Source organism: Brevibacillus sp. FW301-21C12A (assembly GCF_058788915.1).
On record NZ_JBYTBG010000004.1, the window covers coordinates 98,792 to 120,131 of the forward strand.

At 54.3% G+C, this 21,340-nt stretch carries 22 protein-coding genes and 1 other annotated feature; of the genes, 8 read left to right on the forward strand and 14 right to left on the reverse strand.

Translation table 11 applies throughout. The features are described from left to right. Positions 1–25: 25 nt before the first annotated feature. From AC3WQH_RS04490 to prsW, 5 genes are all read right to left on the reverse strand, one after another. A complete protein-coding gene (locus AC3WQH_RS04490; protein WP_007785471.1) occupies positions 26–712 on the reverse strand; it encodes a flagellar brake protein in 687 nt (228 codons plus the stop codon). Positions 713–827: 115 nt separating this feature from the next. Continuing rightward, positions 828–2,195 (reverse strand): germination protein YpeB, encoded by a 1,368-nt coding sequence (gene ypeB, locus AC3WQH_RS04495; RefSeq protein ID WP_492331918.1) that lies wholly within the window; start codon positions 2,193–2,195, stop codon positions 828–830. A 35-nt stretch (positions 2,196–2,230) separates the two neighbouring features. Then, a complete protein-coding gene (locus AC3WQH_RS04500; protein ID WP_369750406.1) occupies positions 2,231–2,728 on the reverse strand; it encodes a cell wall hydrolase in 498 nt (165 codons plus the stop codon). A 198-nt stretch (positions 2,729–2,926) separates the two neighbouring features. Beyond that, positions 2,927–3,085: a hypothetical protein gene (locus tag AC3WQH_RS04505; protein WP_005831362.1), complete on the reverse strand. Its 159-nt coding sequence runs from the start codon at positions 3,083–3,085 to the stop codon at positions 2,927–2,929. A gap of 21 nt (positions 3,086–3,106) precedes the next feature. Beyond that, positions 3,107–3,781, reverse strand: a complete 675-nt coding sequence (gene prsW / locus AC3WQH_RS04510; protein WP_007785478.1) for a glutamic-type intramembrane protease PrsW — start codon at positions 3,779–3,781, stop codon at positions 3,107–3,109. 82 nt (positions 3,782–3,863) lie between these two features. On the opposite strand from prsW, the gene AC3WQH_RS04515 reads away from it, so the two are divergent. Beyond that, positions 3,864–4,835 (forward strand): asparaginase, encoded by a 972-nt coding sequence (locus AC3WQH_RS04515; protein WP_290426021.1) that lies wholly within the window; start codon positions 3,864–3,866, stop codon positions 4,833–4,835. Between the two features lie 143 nt (positions 4,836–4,978). On the opposite strand, the gene AC3WQH_RS04520 is transcribed toward AC3WQH_RS04515, so the two are convergent. Beyond that, complete coding sequence (locus AC3WQH_RS04520; protein ID WP_085974920.1) at positions 4,979–6,211, reverse strand: Glu/Leu/Phe/Val family dehydrogenase; 1,233 nt, start codon at positions 6,209–6,211, stop codon at positions 4,979–4,981. A gap of 370 nt (positions 6,212–6,581) precedes the next feature. Here AC3WQH_RS04520 and AC3WQH_RS04525 point away from each other — a divergent pair, with 370 nt between their 5' ends. Continuing rightward, entirely contained in the window at positions 6,582–7,334 is a 753-nt protein-coding gene (locus AC3WQH_RS04525) for a PIG-L deacetylase family protein (RefSeq protein ID WP_025843783.1), read from the forward strand. A 71-nt stretch (positions 7,335–7,405) separates the two neighbouring features. Here AC3WQH_RS04525 and AC3WQH_RS04530 read toward each other — a convergent pair whose 3' ends face one another. From AC3WQH_RS04530 to AC3WQH_RS04560, 7 genes are all read right to left on the reverse strand, one after another. Then, entirely contained in the window at positions 7,406–8,005 is a 600-nt protein-coding gene (locus AC3WQH_RS04530) for a genetic competence negative regulator (protein WP_007785485.1), read from the reverse strand. 285 nt (positions 8,006–8,290) lie between these two features. Next, on the reverse strand, positions 8,291–8,656 hold the full coding sequence (locus tag AC3WQH_RS04535; protein WP_005831375.1) for a hypothetical protein: 366 nt from the start codon (positions 8,654–8,656) through the stop codon (positions 8,291–8,293). Positions 8,657–8,811: 155 nt separating this feature from the next. Beyond that, entirely contained in the window at positions 8,812–9,744 is a 933-nt protein-coding gene (locus AC3WQH_RS04540) for an NAD(P)/FAD-dependent oxidoreductase (protein WP_007785488.1), read from the reverse strand. A 59-nt stretch (positions 9,745–9,803) separates the two neighbouring features. Beyond that, positions 9,804–10,394: a LysM peptidoglycan-binding domain-containing protein gene (locus AC3WQH_RS04545; protein WP_237716678.1), complete on the reverse strand. Its 591-nt coding sequence runs from the start codon at positions 10,392–10,394 to the stop codon at positions 9,804–9,806. A 92-nt stretch (positions 10,395–10,486) separates the two neighbouring features. Next, positions 10,487–11,068, reverse strand: a complete 582-nt coding sequence (locus AC3WQH_RS04550; RefSeq protein ID WP_007785490.1) for a CPBP family intramembrane glutamic endopeptidase — start codon at positions 11,066–11,068, stop codon at positions 10,487–10,489. A 17-nt stretch (positions 11,069–11,085) separates the two neighbouring features. Beyond that, entirely contained in the window at positions 11,086–12,594 is a 1,509-nt protein-coding gene (locus AC3WQH_RS04555; protein WP_005836239.1) for a RecQ family ATP-dependent DNA helicase, read from the reverse strand. Next, entirely contained in the window at positions 12,587–13,705 is a 1,119-nt protein-coding gene (locus AC3WQH_RS04560) for a YpbB family protein (protein WP_025843779.1), read from the reverse strand. The genes AC3WQH_RS04555 and AC3WQH_RS04560 overlap by 8 nt, the downstream gene beginning before the upstream one ends. A 186-nt stretch (positions 13,706–13,891) precedes the next feature. On the opposite strand from AC3WQH_RS04560, the gene AC3WQH_RS04565 reads away from it, so the two are divergent. The 6 genes from AC3WQH_RS04565 (at position 13,892) to AC3WQH_RS04590 (ending at position 20,114) form a co-directional block, all read left to right on the forward strand. Then, positions 13,892–14,710, forward strand: coding sequence for a hypothetical protein (locus AC3WQH_RS04565; protein WP_235694603.1), 819 nt, complete (start codon positions 13,892–13,894; stop codon positions 14,708–14,710). 102 nt (positions 14,711–14,812) lie between these two features. Next, positions 14,813–15,019, forward strand: a complete 207-nt coding sequence (locus tag AC3WQH_RS04570; RefSeq protein WP_005836244.1) for a ferredoxin — start codon at positions 14,813–14,815, stop codon at positions 15,017–15,019. Positions 15,020–15,368: 349 nt separating this feature from the next. Next, positions 15,369–15,619 (forward strand) — a binding site (T-box leader). Between the two features lie 67 nt (positions 15,620–15,686). After that, positions 15,687–16,841, forward strand: a complete 1,155-nt coding sequence (locus AC3WQH_RS04575; RefSeq protein WP_007785494.1) for a pyridoxal-phosphate-dependent aminotransferase family protein — start codon at positions 15,687–15,689, stop codon at positions 16,839–16,841. Beyond that, entirely contained in the window at positions 16,834–18,417 is a 1,584-nt protein-coding gene (serA, locus tag AC3WQH_RS04580) for a phosphoglycerate dehydrogenase (protein WP_310669809.1), read from the forward strand. Before AC3WQH_RS04575 ends, serA begins: the two co-directional genes overlap by 8 nt. 125 nt (positions 18,418–18,542) lie before the next feature. Next, positions 18,543–19,826 carry an ArsB/NhaD family transporter gene (locus AC3WQH_RS04585; RefSeq protein WP_005835975.1) on the forward strand — a complete coding sequence of 428 codons (1,284 nt, stop codon included), beginning with the start codon at positions 18,543–18,545 and terminating at the stop codon, positions 19,824–19,826. Between the two features lie 12 nt (positions 19,827–19,838). Further along, positions 19,839–20,114, forward strand: a complete 276-nt coding sequence (locus tag AC3WQH_RS04590) for a hypothetical protein (RefSeq protein WP_025843778.1) — start codon at positions 19,839–19,841, stop codon at positions 20,112–20,114. Between the two features lie 86 nt (positions 20,115–20,200). Here AC3WQH_RS04590 and AC3WQH_RS04595 read toward each other — a convergent pair whose 3' ends face one another. Continuing rightward, entirely contained in the window at positions 20,201–21,334 is a 1,134-nt protein-coding gene (locus tag AC3WQH_RS04595) for an HAD family hydrolase (protein WP_007785502.1), read from the reverse strand. Positions 21,335–21,340: the final 6 nt, after the last annotated feature.

The following is a 21,340-nucleotide window of genomic DNA, read 5'->3' on the forward strand; positions in this document are numbered from 1 at the left end:
GGGTCACTTCCTTTTCGGAAAAGCGTCAATCCTCGACGCCTTTTTTGCGAAGCTCTAGTTGTCTTTCGTAACACGCCCGAATCACTTTTACCCGATCCTGTTCGCTAATATTCGTAAATTTTCCCGATATCCACTGGTGCAAGCCCTTCTCTTCCGGCGCCTTTTGTCTGACGACCTCCAGCTCGGCGAAGGCGTGCTGGACCTGTCCGTTTTTGCTCGGCAGTGCGATCCAGACTTGCAGCACGTCTTTTTCGCGCAGACGATAAGACTCATCGCAAGTGAAAGACAAGCCGCCACCGCTGATGTCGATGGTTCTCGCCAAAAAATGATAGCGTCGCATCGGGTCCTGATGCTTGACAGCGATGTCCAGCGCGGTTTCGATTCGCAAGTAGTTGCGCCGTTGCGTCCGCACGATCTCTTCTTTTTTCGGCAGTTGCAACAGCAAGACAGGGATGTGCCCGCTCTCCCTGCTGACGATGGAAGACTGAAATTCATAGCGGGACCCGTCTTCGCCTACATACCAGACCAGACAGCTTGTCCCAGGCCTGAACACGCCAGTCCGCCCCGTGCTTTCACTGGTTGGCAACTCAATGGAAGCCAGCTCTTCTGTCATGTCGGTTATGCGGCTTTTAAAGGCCTCCATGCCCTGCTCGTCTTCAGAGGAACCCGTGAACTGAAGTCGTATGGTTTGTCCTACTCGTGGAAGCATCATAATAGCAAATGTTCCTCCTTTTCCCTCTCACTCACCCATTATATACTCTTTTCTTTCCAATCAGCAAATAGGGAAAGCCGTCAAATTCAGCTTTCCCCTTGATTTTTTCGCGTGCCTATTGCTGATTGTCCTGGTCTTCGCCCGTCTCCATTTTCACGACTTCTTCCTCGTCGCCATTCGTCGCGTTGATGTACACCATGTACGAATTTCCTTCAAAGCTGCCGGTCAGCTCCCAGGTCAAAACTTCCTTGCCGTCGTTTTTCCCTTCGATCAGCGCCAGTCGTTCGTTCGTAACCTTCACGCTCGGATTCACTTTTTTGCGCGCTTCTTCTTTGGAGATGCGCGGCTTGGACAGGATGCGTCGTTTGTGGTTAAACAAGTATTCGGTCGAGTTGAACGCTGTTACTTCCCCGTTGTCCAGCGCAATCTCAATCGTCACCGAATCCGGGTAAATGCGGACGCCGTCCTGGACGGGCACGAACGTAAAGAGGGCATTGCGGTCGTAGCTGTCAATCTCGGAGACGATCATGTTTTCAAAGCCATGCTTGCGCAAAAATTCCTCGCCCCGCTCCTGCGCTTGCTTCATGTCGAGCTTCTCTTCCCCAATCTCGCGCTCGCTCATCATCCAGACGACTTTGCCGCCGCGCTTTGTCACATCGAGGTTAATCGCGGCCTTTTGCCCATTGGGAGTGACGCGGACGCTGTACGCCGTGTAGGTTTGGCCTTTGCCGTTTTCATCTACCTCCACCTTGGCGTCCTGCGCGTTCAGGCGCAAAAATTCCAGTGCGCTTTTCTTCGCGTCCTCCGGAGTGGCTGGCTTGCCGTCGATCCCCTGGATTCGCTGCTGCTTTTTCTTGTCCAGGCTCTGGATGCCGACTCCCCAATCCAAATCGGGAAACTCCTGCACTTTTTTCTCGATCGTCTGAAACCCGTCGACAATCGTGTTGTCCGATTTTTTGTCGTCGGAAGCGAGCGCCGTCTCCACATCCATCCAGCGAAGCTGTTTGTCGATGACGTTGGCCTGGACGTTGCGAAGCTGGTCCTGGATGTCCTTGGCCTGCTTGTGCAAGCTTTTCAACGTGCCGTATTCCTTGTCGCTAAGCGGCTCCTTGTCCAGATCGCGCACAGCGACCCGATACGAAAAATCAGCGACCCGTGACAGCATCTCCTCTGTATTGTTGAAAGGCATCAAGGTCAACGGAAGCTGGCCCACGTCCGACTGCGCCGCATAGGCGAGCCGCCATACATTGGTCAAGGTCGGCGTCATTTGCCGCCGGGAGTTGACCACCAAAGATTTTCCGAGTTCGTCATGCAATTTGTCTATGCGATAGGTCAGATCGTGAAAAGCCCGCTGATACGAGTTCTCTGCCTTAATCAAAACCGAGTTTTTTTCGTTGTGCTCCTGGTAGCCCCACATCCCCGCGCCTACCAAGGCAACCAGAGCGATGGGAAACAAGACACGCGCCGTTGCTCCATATACCATCCCTTGCCACTCCTTTTCTTCTTTTTAAATAGCCGTTACCTGCAGAAGATGTGCTTCCCGATTTTTTTGACTTGCGGCCTGCTCCAAATCCATTTGGATGTCGCCGTTTCCGGATTGAAATAGTAGGTGCAGCCTCCCGACGGGTCCCACCCGTTCAGGGCGTTTTTCACAGCCTTGCGCGCACTTTCATTGGGGGTCAGCCAAATCTGGCCGTCCGCTACAGCCGTAAACGCGCGCGGCTCGAAAATGACCGCAGATGGCGTGTCAGGAAAAGATGGGCTTTTGACGCGGTTTAAAATGACGGCCGCGATCGCCACCTGGCCTTCGAACGGCTCGCCCCTGGCCTCTCCGTACACTGCATTGGCCATCAGCTTCAGGTCATTCTCCGATATGCGCGAAGGATGAAAGCTCGCTTTTGCCTTTGACTGCTTCTCGTTTGCCGGTGCAGCTATCTGTACTTCCCGTGCGGCCGCAGCGCTTTTTTTGCTGGAGAAAAGCTCGTACCCGCCAAAGCCTGCCACTCCAAACAAGATCAACAAACTTGCGATCCAGATTTTTTGCACGGCGAAAATCCTCCTTGGCATGAATTGAAATCTTTGCATAGTGTTAGTGGAGGAAGAATGGATTATGCATGCAAATCCGCCAGAAGGCGCAAGCCCCAGAGGCTTCCAGCACAAAAAGACCGATGCGGCTTGGCATCGGTCTTTTTGTACCGTTTGTTATTCGTTTGTTTACGATTCGTCAATGCGAAAATGCTGGTCGTTGTCGCACAAGCATTGCTTGAATCCCGTTTCCACTTGCCCGCCCGGTTCCCTGCGGCCACGGAGGGTAAATTTTTCTCCACATACATTACATTGAATGGTCACTTTTGCTCGTTCGGATTTCAGCATGTCTCGTCTCCTCCTTATCGTCTATTGTGGACGCGAAGAAAGATTTTTAGAACCGTAATCATGAGCGCGCTGCACCTTTTTCAAGCCTTGCCACCAGAGGACAAGCATGAATGGCACGATGACCACGAGCCAGTTTTGAATGGAGAGAAAAATCGCGTTGTAGAGGGCGTGCAGCCCGATCGGCAACGAGATGGACAGCCAGAGAAAAAGCTTCTCCTGCTCTTTCTTTCGCGAGAACTTCGCTCGCCCCAAATAATAGCCCATCCAGACGGCGAACAGCGCGTGACTGGAGACGGGCAAAAGCGCGCGCCAAAAGGCGATGTTCAAGCCGTTGATAATCAAATAAAACAGGTTTTCCAGAGTGGCAAAACCGAGCGACACGGCGACCGCATAAACAATCCCATCGTAAGGCTCATCGAACTCCACGTGCTTGTAGGCGGTGAAGAAGATGACCATCCATTTGAAAAACTCTTCTACTACAGCGGACTGGATGATTTCCGCGACAACTCCGCTCCGCCAGTTCCATTCTGTCTGCATGATGTACTGGAGCACCATAATCGGAATCACCAGCAGCATCCCAAAGATAAACGACCGGATGACCATAGAGATCGGCTCCGGCTCGAGACTGTCACGCAGGTAAAAATAACTCATGATGGCGATACCGGGGGCTATTGCCGCGCCGATCATTGCAATCATCTTTTATTGCTCCTTTACACAAGGCTGTTATTCATCGTACCATGAATATTGGTTGATGAAAACCCGCTACAGGAGAGAGAGCATGACAAAAAAAATATTGGTAGTCAACACTGGCGGCACCATCGCCATGTCTGTAGATGACACAGAAGGCGTAAAACCGCTGGATGACCAGGCTGTGAACAAAATTCTTCCTTTTTTAGAGCGTTATGCGGACGTCACCATGAAAAATGTACTGAATCTGCCAAGTCCTCACATGACTCCCAAGATCATGAACGACCTGCGCCTGCAAATCGAAGAAGCTTTTCGTCAGGAGCAATACGACGGTGTGGTCATTACGCACGGAACCGATACGCTGGAAGAGACGGCGTATTTTCTCGACCTGACGCTGTCTGTCGACGTGCCGATCGTCGTGACGGGCGCCATGCGCAGCAGCAACGAGCTGGGCGCGGACGGTCCGGTCAACCTGATCTCCTCCGTGCGCACGGCCGCTGATCCCGGAAGCCTGAACAAAGGCGTGCTCGTCGTGTTCAACGATGAGATTCATGCGGCGTGCCACGTCACCAAGACACATACGAGTAATGTCGCCACTTTCCAATCGCCGCAATACGGCCCAATCGGCACCATCGCCAAAAAAAGCGTGCAGTACCACCACGCGCCTTTGGCGCGGGAGCATTACACGATTTCCCATGCCGACGGAAACGTCCCGCTGATTAAAGCAGTCGCTGGCATGGATCCGTCCTGGCTCCAGTTTTTGCTCGACCAGCCGATTGACGGGCTCGTGATTGAAGCGTTCGGCCTCGGCAATTTGCCGCCAGCGATCATCCCGACCTTGCAGCAGTTGCTGGATCGCGGAATCCCGATCGTGCTCGTGTCCCGCTGCTACAACGGGCAAGTACAGGACGTGTACGACTACGAAGGCGGAGGCCGCAAGCTGAAGGAAATGGGCATCATTTTCTCCAACGGGCTCAACGGTCAAAAAGCGCGAATCAAGCTGATCGTCACCCTGCAAAAAACACGCGACTTCCAGGAACTGCAAAAACTATTCGATCGGTAACACGACCGGACAAACCCTCCTCGACCCTTCCAGGAGGGTTTTCCTGTTTCTGTTTCCTGTACGTTCCCGCCCAAACAAAAAGGCTTCGCCACATAAGCGGCGAAGCCCGGTTTTTCTCATATCGGGAAGGTCGTCTGTTTTGCTTATACCCAGCCGCGGAAGCGAGAAGCTTCTGCCATTTTGCGCGCACCGACCATGTAAGCGGAGAGGCGCATGTCCACACGGCGTGTTTGGGACAGGGAGTAAACATTTTCAAACGAGCGAACCATTACTTTTTCCAGTTTCTCTTCTACTTCTTCCTCTGTCCAGTAGTAGCCCTGGTTGTTTTGTACCCATTCGAAGTAGGAAACCGTTACGCCACCGGCACTTGCCAGTACGTCCGGTACGAGCAGGATGCCGCGCTCGGTCAGGATCTTGGTCGCTTCGAGCGTAGTTGGGCCGTTAGCCGCTTCTACGACGATTTGCGCCTTGATGTTGTGAGCGTTTGCAGCAGTGATTTGGTTTTCGATCGCTGCAGGAACGAGAATGTCGCAATCCAGCTCCAGCAGTTCTTTGTTCGTGATCGTGTTGTTGAACAGCTTGGTTACCGTACCGAAGGAGTCGCGGCGATCGAGCAAGTAGTCGATATCCAGACCGTTCGGATCGTGCAGAGCGCCGTAAGCATCGGAAATCCCGACGACTTTTGCTCCTGCATCGTGCATGAATTTCGCCAGGTAGCTGCCTGCGTTACCGAAGCCTTGCACGACAACGCGCGCGCCTTTCACGTCAATGTTGCGGCGTTTTGCAGCTTCGCGAATGCAAATGGTAACCCCTTTGGCTGTCGCTGTCTCGCGTCCATGCGAACCGCCAAGTGCAATCGGTTTACCGGTAATGAAACCAGGTGAGTCAAATTCACGGATACGGCTATATTCGTCCATCATCCAAGCCATGATTTGCGAGTTTGTAAAGACGTCCGGAGCCGGAATGTCTTTTGTCGGCCCCACAAGTTGGCTGATTGCGCGAACGTAACCGCGGCTCAGTCTTTCCAGTTCACGGAAGGACATTTCACGCGGGTCGCAAATGATACCGCCTTTACCACCGCCATAAGGCAGGTCGACGATACCGGCTTTGAGGCTCATCCAGATAGAAAGTGCTTTAACTTCATCCTCAGTAACTTCCGGGTGGAAACGAATGCCCCCCTTGGTCGGACCAACCGCATCGTTGTGCTGAGCACGATAGCCCGTAAACACCTTTACTTCGCCGTTATCCATGCGAACCGGAATGCGTACGGTCAAAACGCGTAGCGGCTCCTTCAAGAGTTCAAACATCGATTCTTGGTAACCTAGTTTGTCCAGTGCTTCCTTGATCACCGTTTGAGTCGAATGCAGCAAGTTCATTGTTTCTTGCTTTTCTTTCCCTTCGGTGCTTTCGGTTACCACGTCTTGATTACCCATTACTTACCACCTCAAAAATGTTATCGGTCAATGCAGCCTTTAGTATACACGCTTGTATCAGGGTTGAGAAGCGTAAAAAAGTTTTTTTTCCATTTCGAAAACGTTTTCTCCGGCTCATCTGCATATAAATACAACGATTTCCCCGCCAGTCGCAACTGGAAACGAAAAGCGCCCATGCACCTTGACATGGCGTAAAACGTACATCCCTTGGTTGTTGTAGTGTACCCAACGCGCATTCTTTCATGACGGGGCAAGTGAAATTATGCCATAATGGAAACAGTAATTCTGGAAGTTTATTCACGGAGGCGTTTTTATGAAAAAAAATAAGATTTTGTTCGTTTTCGCTCATCCTGACGACGAAACCTTCGCGTCCGGCATTACGATTTCCAAATATACCCAAGAAAACATAGCAGAATGCCACCTGCTCTGCGCCACCAGGGGCCAAGCAGGCAAACCCGGCAATCCGCCGCTCTGCACCATCGAGCAACTGCCCGCGTATCGCGAGCAGGAATTGAGAGAGGCGGCTTCCATCCTCGGGCTTGCGAGCGTGGACATATGGGACTACCAGGATAAGCTGCTGAACACCGTGCCCGTCCAGGAACTGGTGGAACGCATCCACCAGGCGGTCGCAAAAATCGAGCCTCATGTACTCGTCACTTTTGCCCCGCATGGCATTTCCGGTCATCCGGACCACCAGGCGATCTCTCTCGCAACGACCCAGGCTGTCCAGTCCTTGGGCACGGCGACGAGCGTTCGCAAGCTGTACTACGCAACCCGCGCCTCCAACGGGCCATTCGGGGCCGTACAGCCGCCGTTTTCCGATCCGATCGAAAGCATTACCACCATCGTTGACGGGCCGGCGTACAAGCCGCAGGTAGCTGCTGCTCTGCGCGCCCACCGCACCCAGCATCTGTCCGTAGAGCGCGTGTTCCCTGGCGTCACTGCCGGCGGCTTTGAATCGGTGCCTCCGAGCAATCACTACATTCTGGCCTGGCACAACCTTCCCGGCTACACGATCGCAGGCAAGGAAGCCGACTTTTTCGCCGGCCTCGACAGCCCCGAGTAACCTGAGACAGCAAAAGCACCTAGTTGATGGACTAGGTGCTGTTTATTCTCCCAGGCATTTCATCCTTTTGCTTACGTGAAATGTCTGCATATTTCCTTGACAGCATCGTCGGCAACGACAACTTTGCCATATTCCTCCAGTACATAAATCGTTGTCGGCGTCGCTTCCCCGTACTCAGAGAGGATCGCAATCAACTTGTGGTATCGCTCCTGATCCAATTCCACCTCTTCCAAGACCAGGTGGTATTTCCCCTGGTAGAAGTAGGCCGACCCTCCATTGGTCAGCAAGGCATTGATACGATGGGCAGCTTCAACCATATGCTCAAAGTCACGGAAGGCGTAGATAATCAGGTCGCTTTCCTCTAGGGTGACTTCTAATTCGTACACTTCTTCGTCCTCAAATTCTTCTTCTTTTCCGTCCTTTGAGCCTGTTTTGCCGCGAGTTACGATCACGACCATTCCCTGAGCTGGCAAGGCGAACACTTCAACTGCAACAGGCCCTGACACTTCGAATCCCAATTCGTGATAAGCCTGCTCCATCATGTCGTTGAACAGTTCATGAACTTTAGGAATGTCACGCCACATGTCTTCTTTTTCTATCCCGCGCTCTGTTAGGTCGTCAAACGTTAAAAAGATTCGTATTTTGTCTTGACCAAGGCGTTCAACACGCATGACTGTCCCTCCTCGCCATCCAGTCGTACTACAAAATATGATGCTAAGCCTGTAAGAGTTCTCCGCATTTTCCGACGAATGCCCGTGCTGCATTCAACCATTTTTTCGCAGATGGGAAAATCCGGGGTAGTCCTATCATATCACATTTAGTAGCAGGAACATAGCACCTGACACTCTCCGAGGCTCTTCGCGCACTTTCGCACGCACGTGTCGATTCGGACGCTTGAAAAGCAGACTTTGTAGCAGCCTGACGCTTCCTGCGCTTTCCCAGGAAAAGCTGCTCGTTTATCGCCATCCAATCATGAGCGCGACTGCGGCCGCCAGGAAGGTGGGAACGGGCATTTTGACAAATTGGATCAGCAGAACAAAAAAGGAGAAGAAGCATAAAGGGGCGTGAACCCATCCCGTCTGCAGCATTCGGCCGTACAAAAACTGGCTGACATGAAAATGCAGCAGGCCGAACAACAAGAGGCAAGCCCCGCTGAACAACAGCAGTGACAGCAAAATCTCCACGGGCGAAAACAGAAACATCGACACCCAGTCTCCGAATCGCTCCAGATGCATATGTTTGGCGGGAAAAACGTGCTGGGCAGCACTTCCCAATAGCCATGCCAGAAGTCCGACAAACAGGCTTCTTCCCATTACCAGCATGATTCTAGGGCCTCCCGATTGTTTCTTCCCCCCATATATATTGATTCCGGCTAGTTCGGGTTCCGCGTCCATTTGCTCAAGCAAGAAAAAAACGCCGCACGCTTCGGCGTTTGCTTTTTTCCCAAAACGTCCGCCCTGCTCCCCCTGCAAAGGGGCTATTTCTGTTCAAACGGCAGCTCGCCATCCAGCTCGCGAAGTCGCTTCTGAATCCAGATCGCCGCCTGTGCGCCATCCCCCATCGCGATCGCGACCTGCTGGGAATGAACGGCGATGTCACCGACTGCCCACAGATTGCGATGATCGGTTTCTTTTGTGCGCGGATCGGTGCGCACGTGTCCTTTTTCATTGATATGTACGGAAAAAGCTTGCAACAGCCCGGTCTGGGCCTGCGCCCCGGGAAAGGCCAAAAAGGCGCGGGTCACGGTCAACTTTTCCCCTGAGGAAAGCTCTAATCGTTGCAAGAGGCCATCTGCTTGCACGAGCTTTTCCACACGCGCAGCGCGATAGCCAATCCCCAGCCTGTCCAGCAGCGCCTGCTCCTCTTCGTCGATTTCGCTGCCGCCGTGATTGACGACGACCAGCTTTTTCGTGTAGAAAAACAGATCGCCTGCCATCTGGACAGCGTGTGAGCCATCGCCAATCACCGCCGTTGTCTGTCCGACGCTCTCGTACCCGTCGCAATCCGGGCAAATAAAAACAGACAGCCCGAGACAGTCGCGCAGTTCGGCAATCGCCGGAAAAGGGTCCGCCATTCCCGTCGCCATGACGAGCGTTTTCGCCTGCAACGCCTGTGCGCCCGCTCTCGTTTTCGTGGTTACCCGGAAGCTTCCCTCCGGATTTGCGACAAGCCCCGTCACTTCATCCGCAATGAACTCGGCGCCGTATTGCGCGGCCTGCTTCCGCCCTTCCCGGCGAAAAAAATCGCCGCTGACCCCTTCCGAGAATCCGAGGATGTTCCGGTAGTTTTTGGCGACCGCCGACCGTCCTCCCGGCACGTCGATGACCGCCACGCGGCGAGGGCTTCTGGCGAGCTGGATCGCCGTCTGCAAGCCCGCTATTCCCCCGCCTACAATGATCGTATCGTACATCGCTAGCCCTCCACTGATCCGTCTACTGCCTTTAGCATAACCGCAGGCGGCGGGAACGATTACGGAGAGAGCGGCACGAAGACCACCTTTCCTTCTGCCAGTTGCGTTTCCGCGTTCAGCCCGTTGTATTTGGCAATGCGGGCGACGTTGGAATTGTTGCCGTAATATTTGCGGGACAGCATGAACAGCGTCTCTCCCTTTTGTACGACGTGCTTGACGACTTTTGGCTTCTGGGCTGGTTGTACCGGCTTCTGTTCAGGAGCTGGCTGTGCCGGAGCAGGAGCAGCAGATGCGCTCTCGGTTTTTTGCTGGACGGGCTTGCTCTCGGTTTGCGGAGCTACTGCCGCGCTTGTGCTGGCCGGAGCGCTGCTTGCGGCAGTAGCAGGCGGCGAAGCGGCAACAGACGCAGATTCAGTCTGCTCGGCTGGCTGCGCAGTCTCTGCGGGAGTAGACGGGAGCGCCACCGATGTTGGCTCGCTGGCGGCTGTTTCCGTTTCCGCTCCCGTTTCTGCTTCGGCTGCCGCCGTCTTCGCTTCGCCTGCCTCTGGCGGCGTCAAGATCATGTCGACGGCTTCTGCCTGTTCCCGGGCTACATTCGCCTTGTACAGCTCCAGGCCGATCAGCCCGAAAAAAACAAGTCCAAATACCAAGAGTCCCGACCGAACCCATGTTTTCAATCCCACTGACGCTTTTGGGCGGGTATGACGGGAGCGTCGAGGCGGCAATTGGTTCGTCTGCAAATTCACTCTTCCTCCCCCTTTTCCTTTTTCAAAGTCTTTTGCAGATAAAAGGCCAATGAAACATCAATGGCAATATGCGCGACGATGGGCGGCCACAAAGAGCCGTGCCAATCCATCAGCAGCCCCAACAGCCAGCTCGTGCCATACACGCTCGCGATTAACAGCGGCTTTTTCAAATAGCGCACATGTACGAGCGTAAAGATGAGGCTCGTCCAGGCATTCCCGGCAAACGGCTGGATCACGCCGCGAAACAGCCATTCCTCGCCAATACCGACGATGACGCATACGAGCACCGTCAGGCTGGAAGACATGGCTCCAAACACTTTTTCGTTGATGCTGCCGTCGTCCTGCCAGCGTCTGGGTAAATAGGTTTCCATGGCAATGCTGAAGAGCACAATCCCCGCTGCCACACCGCACGCAAGGCCGATTCCCTTCCACCCCGGGAAGCTGAACAAGCCAAGCGTCCCTTGCCATCCGTGGACCCAGAAGCTGCTTGCCGCTGCCGCCGCCAAAACCAACGCCTGGGTCAGCCACAGATTCAGCCGCAGCGTCGCTTCATCCACCTCTAGCCCACTTTCTTTCACGTAATCGTTCTCTCCTTTTATTTTTTCGGCAAAAGCTTGTCCAATGCCTGCCGCAAACTCCAACTGTTTTGTGCTTCCGGCTGCATCAGCGCGGGCTGCTGCCCTTCGTAAGCTTGCCGCTGCAATCCGCAGCGCGAGCAGCAAAAACGGTCATAGCCGTGGTCTGCTTCGCCAAAGTATTGATTCAAATGCTTGCGCAGACAACTGTCAGCGAGCACGTACGATACCATTTCGGACAACTTTTTTCGCTTGACGGCCTTTCGCTTTTCCGTCTCCTGCCAAATATCATGGACGGGATTGGCTATTTCGTGTGTGCTGCTCACCTGCGCCCGGGACAGGGCACGCTCTGTATAAAAGGTGAGCATGGCCGCCATTTCCTCGGACATGTCGATCATGGCCAATGCCTGGGCATCCAGGGCCGCTCCCCCGCGGTAATATTGGATAAACTGCTGGATTTGCACAGGAGTCGGGTATTCCTTGTCCAGCATGTACTGATGAATCTGGATGTCCTCCTGGGCGTACAGCAGCATGGCATAGCCGGGCCGTCCATCGCGGCCGACCCTGCCGATCTCCTGCGAGTACGCCTCCAGGCTTGCTGGCATCTGGTAGTGAATGACGTAGCGAATATCCGGCTTGTCGATGCCCATGCCAAATGCGTTCGTCGCGATGATGACGTCCAGTTCGCCCGCCAGAAACTGCGTCTGGATCAGCATCCGCTCTATGCTGTTCATGCCTCCGTGGTAACCGTCCACGCGCCTTTTCCCGTCGAGCTGATACGCAGCCACGAGCACATCGACGGCCTGCCGCGTGCTGCAATAGACGATTCCCGGCCCTTCCAGCCTGTCCATCAGCTCGAACGTCAGTTGGCGCCGCTCGCTTTCCCCGTTCACTTCCGCCAGATCAAACGCGATGTTTGCCCGATTGAGCGATTGCACGACGACATGTTCCTGCGCAATCCCGAACAGGGAGCAGATTTCATTGCGCACCGCTGTCGTCGCCGTCGCGGTCACAGCCAGCACGGGCGGATTGCCGAGCTGTTTTAGCGTGTCCGGCAGCCGCAAGTAATCGGTGCGAAAATCGTGTCCCCACGCGGAGATGCAGTGGGCTTCGTCAATCGCCAGAAGCGACACCCGCGCGCGGCCCAGCACTTGCTGGACGTAGGGCTGCTGCAGCTTTTCCGGCGAAATGTACAGCAGCTTGCAGGCGCCAGCCGCGATCTTCTGCAACACTTCCCGCGCCTCTGCCGGGTCTTGCGTGCTGTTTAAATAGGCGGCAGGTATGCGCCTTTTCGTGCGCAGTTGCTGAACCTGATCGACCATGAGCGAAATGAGCGGGGAAACCACCACCGTGATACCCGGCAACAGCAAGGCAGGAAGCTGATAGGTGACCGATTTCCCGCCGCCCGTTGCCATCAGGCCGAGGACGCTCTGTCCGCCTAGCACTCGTTTTATGATAGCCGCTTGGCCCGGCCGGAATGCCTCGTAGCCGAAATACTCCTTCAAATAGTCGTGCAACTCTTTATCCATTCGTCTCCCCCTGCCTGCGGGCCAACGCCAGACGGATTTGCAAATAGCTGACGGCAGGCCCGACGTGGTCCTTGATGAGCCGCAGTCTGCTCGTTTGCAACGCTTCGCTTGCGGCGACGATCACGCTGCGCGTCTCGGGGGACAAATAGGCCGATTCATCCCACTCCGGACAGCGCAGGGCAATTTCCACGAGATGATCTTCGACCGTGCTTTCTTTCATTTGCCGTCTGACGGCGATCTCCGCCTTGCTCCAGCCTCGCTGCACCATGGCATACGTCCGGGCCGCGCTGTCGCTCAACCGCGGATCGAGCTTGTTTTCCCGGGTGACCAGCCGGGAAAGCAGCGGAAACGCCTCTGCTTCCTTCATCAGCCGTTGCATCGAGGCAGCCAGCCCATAGCGGAACAACAGCGTCAGATAGACGCGCGTCACCTGCTGTTGCTTCGCCAGTTGTCCAAGCGTTTTTCCCACCTGCGAGATGCCGGATAGTTGAGTGACCAGCAGCTTTTGCACCTCGGGCGCAAGCGGCTCCCACAGCCGGTACAGCTCCTCGGCCAGCCCGTCTGTCCATACCGCTCTCGCCTCTTTCGGCTGCAACTGCTCCTTGACCCAAAGCTGGACGGATTTGTCGGTCACGACAGGCGTAAACCCAAGGTCTTTTCCCAGCATTTGCGACACCGTTTGCACCAGAAGGTGAAGCCGCTGCCAAAACGTCTCGATGCGCGAAGCGAAATCAAACTGCGTAAAGGGCGCAAACCAGACGGCGAAGCGGTATTTCTCATACGCCTCCCGGGCAGACTGGCAGCCTGTTTCGGTGACCAAAAACGTCGGCTTGGGGCTTGCCCCTTCCCCTTCCCGCTGTTGCAAATGCCCTTTTTGAAACAAAGTTGCAACAATTTTATCCCAATCCTCTTTTGAAAAACCGGGAAACATCCGATAATACGGATAAAGGTTGTACAAATGCACATCCTGCAGGGTCTGATTCGCTTTTCTGCCGCGCAGTATGTAGTAGGCTGACTGAAGCGTTCTCTCGTTCGCCAGAGGAATCATCGCATTCAGGGCGACAGCGCATAGAAGCTCAAGTTCCTCTGCCACACTGTTTTGACTGTTCATTGGTACTCCTTGCACTTTTCCTTTTTATTTTTGGCGGGCATGGCAGCCTGCACCATTTTTGCTGGATTGGATTTGGAGGATTTCTTTATGACAAAACGATTGAAAAAGTCAGAATTTATGATGGCGTACATGATCATCATAACACTTGCATGCGGGGTTGGTGGATTTTTTTTCGGCGCCCATTATATGAAGTCATCGATTGAAGCCGAGCAGGCGGCTGCGCTGGAAGCCAAACAAAAAGAAGCGGAAAAGGAAAAGCTCCTGCGCGAGCAAAAGCTGTACAGCGAGCAGGACTTCATCCGCTTTTACTACGCCGTGTACGCGCCGGCGCTTGAACTGAAACAGGCGCATTTCGATGCGATGGCAAATTGGGGAAGCCTCGATCAGAAAGGCCGCTCTGACGCGTTGAAGCAGTTGGAAAAGCTAGCCGAGCAGACGCTGAAGGAGTTGGAAAAAAAGGTGCCGCTCCCGACCTCTCCGCTGCTGACACAAGCACACGCCAATTTTACGAACAGTGTACGGGCTTATTTGGATAGTATGGAGAGAATCCGTTCCGATCAGAATAGTAATGCCGCAACGCCTGCTGCCATCGCTTCCAACTTGACTTTATCCCAGAACAGTTGGTTGACGGCCCAGGAAATGGTCTATCATTCCGTCGCGGCCTGGGAATCGGCGTATGTCGAGAAAAAACCGATGCCACAAACAGCGCCTGCAACCGTTACGGCAGCGCAGTGGAAGCAGTACCCTTTTCACTACCGGACTTATTTGGCCGCCCTGTTCATGTCTGCGAACAAGCATTGGGACAGCTACAATCCGGAAGATTTGACCGCCCGCCTCGACCTGCTGCTTGCTTCCAGCGAGTCGCAAACGTTGGGAATCACGGATGTGGCAGCGGCAGTGAAGGTGTTGCATGCAACCGATGCCGTCCACTTTGGCGATTTCAAGAAGTTGAATGGCAAGCTTTACTCCGTACTGAACACCCCTGAAATCCCGCTTTACAAGTAGTCGTACATTTTTAGACTGATTCAATCTTGAAATCTTGTGGACAAGAGCATACAATTGTCTATGATAGTGGACGTACCACTTGTAACGGGAGGTGAAACCACAATGACTACATGGGTAGATAAAGATACTTGTATTGCTTGCGGTGCCTGTGGCGCCACGGCCCCTGACGTTTTTGACTACGACGATGAGGGCCTTGCGTTCAACAAGTTGGATGACAACTCTAACAGTGTTGAAATCCCGGATATCCTGCAAGACGACGTTCGCGACGCTGCGGAAGGATGCCCGACCGACTCTATCAAAGTGGAATAGGATTCCAAGAACAAAACCTCTTACGTACTTTGTATGTAAGAGGTTTTTCAGTTTTCTCCCCTGAACGGCTGATCGACATTTTCCCGTTTCTTATTTTTTGATTTTTCGGTAAGATAAAATCATGCAGAAAAACCGAACATTCCGGCGCATTTTTCCCATTTTTTGTGAGACCAATATCTTAACGTTCGGTTTTTGGTTGTTTTCTAGCTCTTACCCACTCCCTGATCGCTATTATTCACGAACGATAAATCTATTTTTTTTGACATTGTTCATTTTTTCTTGTTTTTGTTCTTGACGGTGTCATTTTGCCGTGATATCTTTAGTACAAATCTTACGAAACACCACATCACCAACAGCGATGACGAAGAAATGCTGTGGCCCCGGAAATCCTCAGAGAGCCGATGATTGCTGCGAATCGGCGGTTTCTACCACAGATAAGCACTTCCGAGCTGCTGCGCTGAACGGACGATTTTTCCCGTCCCAGTAGGTGCGAACGGTAGATCCGTTATCTCTACAGGTCATGTACCTGCCAAGGCTCCTTTTTGAGAAAAAGGGAGCGAATGAGGGTGGCACCGCGAAGCAAAGCCTCTCGTCCCTCACTGTTCTGTAATAGGAGCAGTGTGAGAACGGGAGGTTTTTTTATTGATTTATTTAGGAGGAGAGAGACATGTTCACTGACAAACTGATTTTGCGCATTCCCGGCCCTACCCCGATCCCCCCTCGCGTGCAGTTGGCGATGAGCCAGCCGATGATCGGACATCGCAGCGGCAAATTTTCCGCTCTGTTCGCTCGCACGGCGGAACGACTGAAGCCTTACTTCGGTACGACCCAGGACGTGTACATCCTGGCTGGCAGCGGAACCGCCGCGCTGGAAACAGGCGTCGTGAACACTCTGCAGCCTGGAGATGAGGCAGCGATTCTCGTCAGCGGCGCTTTCGGCGAGCGTTTCGCCAAAATTTGCGAGCGCTACGGCGTGGTTGCCCACCGTCTGGAGGTTCCTTGGGGGCAGGCCGTTACACCAGAGCTGCTGGAAGCTTTCCTCAAGGAAAAACCGCAAGTAAAAGCGGTATTCGCGACCTACTGTGAAACATCTACCGGGGTGCAAAACCCGATTGCCGAGCTTGCCAAAACGATCCGTACCCATTCGGACGCGCTGTTCATCGTAGACGCGGTTAGCTGCCTGGGCGCTGTCCCTTGCGAAATGGACGCCTGGGGTGTCGACATCGTCGTGACCGGCTCGCAAAAAGCGTTTATGCTGCCAACCGGCCTTGCTTTTCTGGCGGCGAGCGAACGCGCCTGGAAAGTCATCGAAGCGAACAAGCCGCTCGCTTTTTATCTCGACCTGAAGGCGTACAAAAAAAGCCTCGCCGAGCAAACAACGCCGTACACCCCGGCCGTCTCGCTCATTTTCGGTCTGGCCGAGGTGCTCGATATGCTCGACGAGGAAGGCTTGCCTGCGATCATCAAACGCCATGAGCTGATGCGCGACATGACCCGCGCAGCCATGCGGGCGTTGAACGTCAACCTGATGGCCGACGACGCTTACGCCGCTCTGACCGTCACTTCCTGCGATCCTCAAGGGGCGTTTGACGCAGAAGCGCTGCGCAAGGTGCTGACGAAGCAGTACAACGTCACCATCGCCGGCGGCCAACAGCATTTGAAGGGGAAAATTTTCCGCATCGGGCACATGGGCTATTGCGAGCCGCTCGATGTCCTGCAAGTGATTTCCGCGATTGAAATGTCGCTCCACCAGATCGGTGCTCCAGTCGAACTGGGTGCCGGTGTCAAAGCTGCTCAGGAGGTGCTCATTGCACATGTATAAAGTTCTCATTACTGACCCACTTAGCGAATTTGGTATCCAGCAACTGCTGGACGCAGAAGATGTCGAAGTCGTCCGCAAAACCAACCTCTCTCCTGCTGAGCTGATCGAAGTCATCGGCGACTACGACGCCTTGCTCGTCCGCAGCCAAACACAGGTGACAGCCGAGGTGCTCGCCGCCGGGAAGAACCTGAAAGCAGTCGGCCGCGCTGGCGTAGGCGTGGACAATATCGACATCGCCGCAGCGACCCAGGCGGGTATCCCGGTCATCAATGCGCCGGACGGCAATACGATTTCCACCGCCGAGCATTCCTTCGCCATGCTGATGGCAGTCGCTCGCAACATCCCGCAGGCGCACAAAAAGCTGGTCGACGGCACTTGGGACCGCAAAAGCTTCCAAGGAGTGGAGTTGAACAAAAAAGTGCTCGGCGTCATCGGCATGGGCCGGATCGGCTCCGAGGTCGCCAAACGGGCCAAAGCGTTTGGGATGAGCGTCATGGGCTACGACCCGTTCATGACGGAAGAACGCGCGCAAAAAATGGGCGTCATCCACGCGACTGTCGATGAGATTTGCCGTCAGGCCGATTTCATCACCGTTCACACCCCGCTGACAAAAGAAACACGCCACATCATCAGCACGCGTGAATTTGCCAAGATGAAGGAAGGCGTGCGTCTCATCAACTGCGCGCGCGGCGGCATCATCGACGAGAAAGCGTTGTACGAAGCCATCACAAGCGGCAAAGTCGCCGGAGCCGCTCTGGACGTATTCGAGGAAGAGCCGCCTGTCGACAACCCGCTGGTCGGCCTGCCGCAAGTGGTCACGACCCCTCACCTGGGCGCTTCGACAGTGGAAGCGCAGGAAAACGTCGCGGTCGACGTTTCCGAGGAGATTTTGAAGGTACTGCGCGGCGAGCCGTTCAAAAACGCCGTAAACCTGCCGTCCATCCCTGCACACGTGATGGAAAAGGTGCAGCCGTACTTCCAGCTCGGTGAGAAGCTGGGCCATTTCCTCGCCCAAGTGACTGTCGGTTCGATCTCCGAGGTGGCAATCAAATACAGCGGCGAGCTGACCGACGTGGATACGTCGCCACTGACCCGTACCGTCCTGAAGGGCGTCTTGTCCTTCCGCCTCGGCGAAGTCGCGAACTACGTGAATGCGCCGCTGCTGGCAAAAGTGCGCGACATCACCGTTACCGAGCAAAAGGCGGCGCAAAACAAAGGCTTTACCAACCTGCTGACGGTTACCCTGAAGACGACGCAAGAAACTCGCATCGTTGCGGGTACGCGTCTCAACGGCTACGGCGCGCGGATTGTGAAAATTGACGACTTCGCCATCGACGTGGCGCCAGAAGGCTATCTGCTCTATATTCACCACAACGACCGCCCCGGTGTCATCGGACGCGTCGGTTCCATCCTTGGCGAAAACAGCGTCAACATCGCGACGATGCAAGTAGGGCGCCGCGATGTCGGCGGAGACGCGATCATGATGCTGTCTGTAGACAAACCGCTGACCCCCGAGCTGCTCGATACGATGGGCGAGCTGGCCGAAGTGAAAAGCGTCACGCAAATTGAACTGTAGGCGGTTTTTCCCGCTTCATGTTTCGCCGAAAAGACCTGGCTGCGCGCCGGGTCTTTTGCTTTACCCTCCATTTTGTTAGCGCTATAATGGGACAAGATGATTTTACACCAAGAAAGGAGTTTCTTATGACGAACCAGGCGCTGTTCGCCATTGGCATCTTTTTAGTTACTTACGCATTTATTATTAGCGAAAAATTGCACAGAACGATCGTCGCCATGTGCGGCGGGATTCTCATGGTGCTGTTTGGCATCGTCACCCAGGAGCAGGCGATTCATCACATCGACTTCAACACGCTCGGCCTCTTGATCGGGATGATGATTCTCGTAGCTGTGACAGCGCAAACCGGCGTGTTCAAATACGTCGCGATTCGCGCCGCCAAGCTGGCAAAAGGCAAGCCAGTCCGCATTCTCGTCTACTTGAGCATCATCACCGCGCTCGCTTCTGCTTTTCTGGACAACGTCACGACGGTGCTCCTGATCGTCCCCGTTACGTTCAGCATCGCCAGACAGCTTGAGCTGAATCCGATTCCTTTTTTAATCAGCGAAATTATTGCCTCCAATGCAGGCGGTACCGCAACCTTGATCGGCGACCCGCCCAATATCATGATTGGCAGCTCCGTGCCCGAGCTTGATTTTATGGCGTTTTTGCTGAATTTGAGTCCGGTTATTGCCATCATCATGGCGCTGACCATCTTGTGCCTCGTTTTCATTTATCGGAAACAACTGCATACTTCTCCGGAGCTGAGCGCGAAGATCATGCAGTTGAACGAACGCGACGAAATTACCGATACGACCTTGCTGAAAAAATCATTGACCGTCATGGCTTTGACGATTATCGGCTTCATGCTGCACGGGGCCCTGCATCTGGAATCCGCGACCATCGCGCTCACTGGCGCTTTTCTGCTTCTCCTCATCACCGGAGAGCATTACCTGGAGGACGCGATCAGCAAAGTCGAGTGGAACACGATTTTCTTTTTCATCGGCTTGTTTGTCCTTGTATCGGGTCTGGTCGAAACAGGCGTCATCGCGAAGCTGGCGAGCCAGGCGATCAACCTGACAGGGGCCGATCCGTTGAAAACGTCGCTGCTCATTCTGTGGATGAGTGCGATTGCTTCGGCGTTTGTGGACAACATCCCGTTCGTCGCGACGATGATCCCGATGATTAAAGAGATGGGGGCACTGGGCATTACCAACCTGGAGCCGCTTTGGTGGAGCCTCGCTCTCGGCGCCTGCCTGGGCGGAAACGGCACGCTCATCGGTGCCAGTGCCAACGTCATCGTCGCCGGTCTCGCCGCCAAGGAAGGGCATCATATCGGCTTTGTCAGCTTTATGAAGGTGGCTTTCCCGCTGATGATTATGTCGATTGTCGTCTCCCATCTGTACGTTTACTTACGCTATTTTGTCTGGTAAGGAGGAAACCGTTTGCTCCACTACACATTTGCTGAGAATGAAATCGAGATCACGGAGAAAAGCGCAGCGCAGGACACTACTTTTACGATTGCGGTCAAGTCCGAGGAAATGAGAACGCGGCTGAAGCAGGTTCGCCATTTTTTTGAGGAAAACAAAGATTACACCGATGTGCTGTTTTACTCGCGCCAGGACGGAACCTACGAAGTGATCGTCCGCCACGATCAAAAGCACGCGTTTCTCATTCACGCCTTCCGCTGCAAATGTTTGACCTCCTTGCGCTGGGCTTGAGCTTGCACACACGTTTGGACAAAATCACAAAGACTCCGCCGCTTTTCATTGCGATGGAGTCTTTTTCGTACGCCGTGCGCTTGGCTTCACTTCAAGATGTCCAAAAGGCCGCGAACATCATCCAAAATGTAGTCGGCTTGCACTTCTTCAAATTTGCTGCGGGCCTCCTGGCCTGACAATCCGGTCAGTGTCGCCGCAAACCGGCAGCCGATGGAGCGAGCCGCGAGAAAATCGGCCAAGGAATCTCCCACGACCAGCACTTCGGCGCCGTTCGCGATCGGCAGCGGGTATTGCAGCACGTCACGGTCCGGTGTGGACAAGCCGAGCAAGCCTTTTACATACGAAAAAGGATGCGGCTTGGACAAGGGCACGTAGTTCGGGCAGTTCGCTTCTGCTTCGAGCACATGAGTGGCGGTCACTACACGCTCAGGGTCAAACCAATCCAACAGGCCCATCTCGCGCAAAGGAACGTGTGTCTCGATGCTCGGACGGCCTGTTCCAATGCCCAATGTGTACCCGCGTTCTGTTAACGTGCGGAACAGCTCGACCATGTCTTTCGTCGGCACAATCGGGATTTCGTCAGTCAGGAAGCCTTTTTTGCCTGGCTGCATCGTTTCCCGTCCGATAGAGGCAGCCACTCGCTCATCGCCCAAGTACCATTCCTGAAACGTCTCCTGCACCAACTGCCACAGGGCGCAGTTCGGCGAAAACATGTCGGTTTCCACTCCGCAACGTTCGCGGGCCAGCTCGTTCAAATACAACAGCAGGTCGGCCTTTTGCGCCGAGCTTCGCGCAAAGTCAGGGAGAAAAGCAGCGTAGTCGACCTGAAAATCAGGAGCGTAGACGGTTGCCCAGTCGCGCAGCCGGGCGAGCTCTTGCCGCTCAAGCGGAGCGGTGAGCAGGCTTGCCGCTTCCGGCACGTGCGGCTTGAGGGCTTCGATCAAACGAATCAACTGGTAGGAAAACGCGAGGAAAACCATATCCCAGTTGGAATTGATGCCGCGGGATTTGATGAAATCCAGCACTTCATCATGCGCGAACACTTGCTCACGGACGCGCCGAATCAGCGCTTCCTCGGGAGCCGGAGTAAACGTATCCCCTTGCAAACCGACGTACCCCGGACTGAACAAAAGCTCCCAGACTGTCAGCGCGGAAGCATCGAAGTAGCGTTCTTCGCTGAGCATAACCCCATCCACATCAAACAAGATCGTTTTTATCATCTCTCT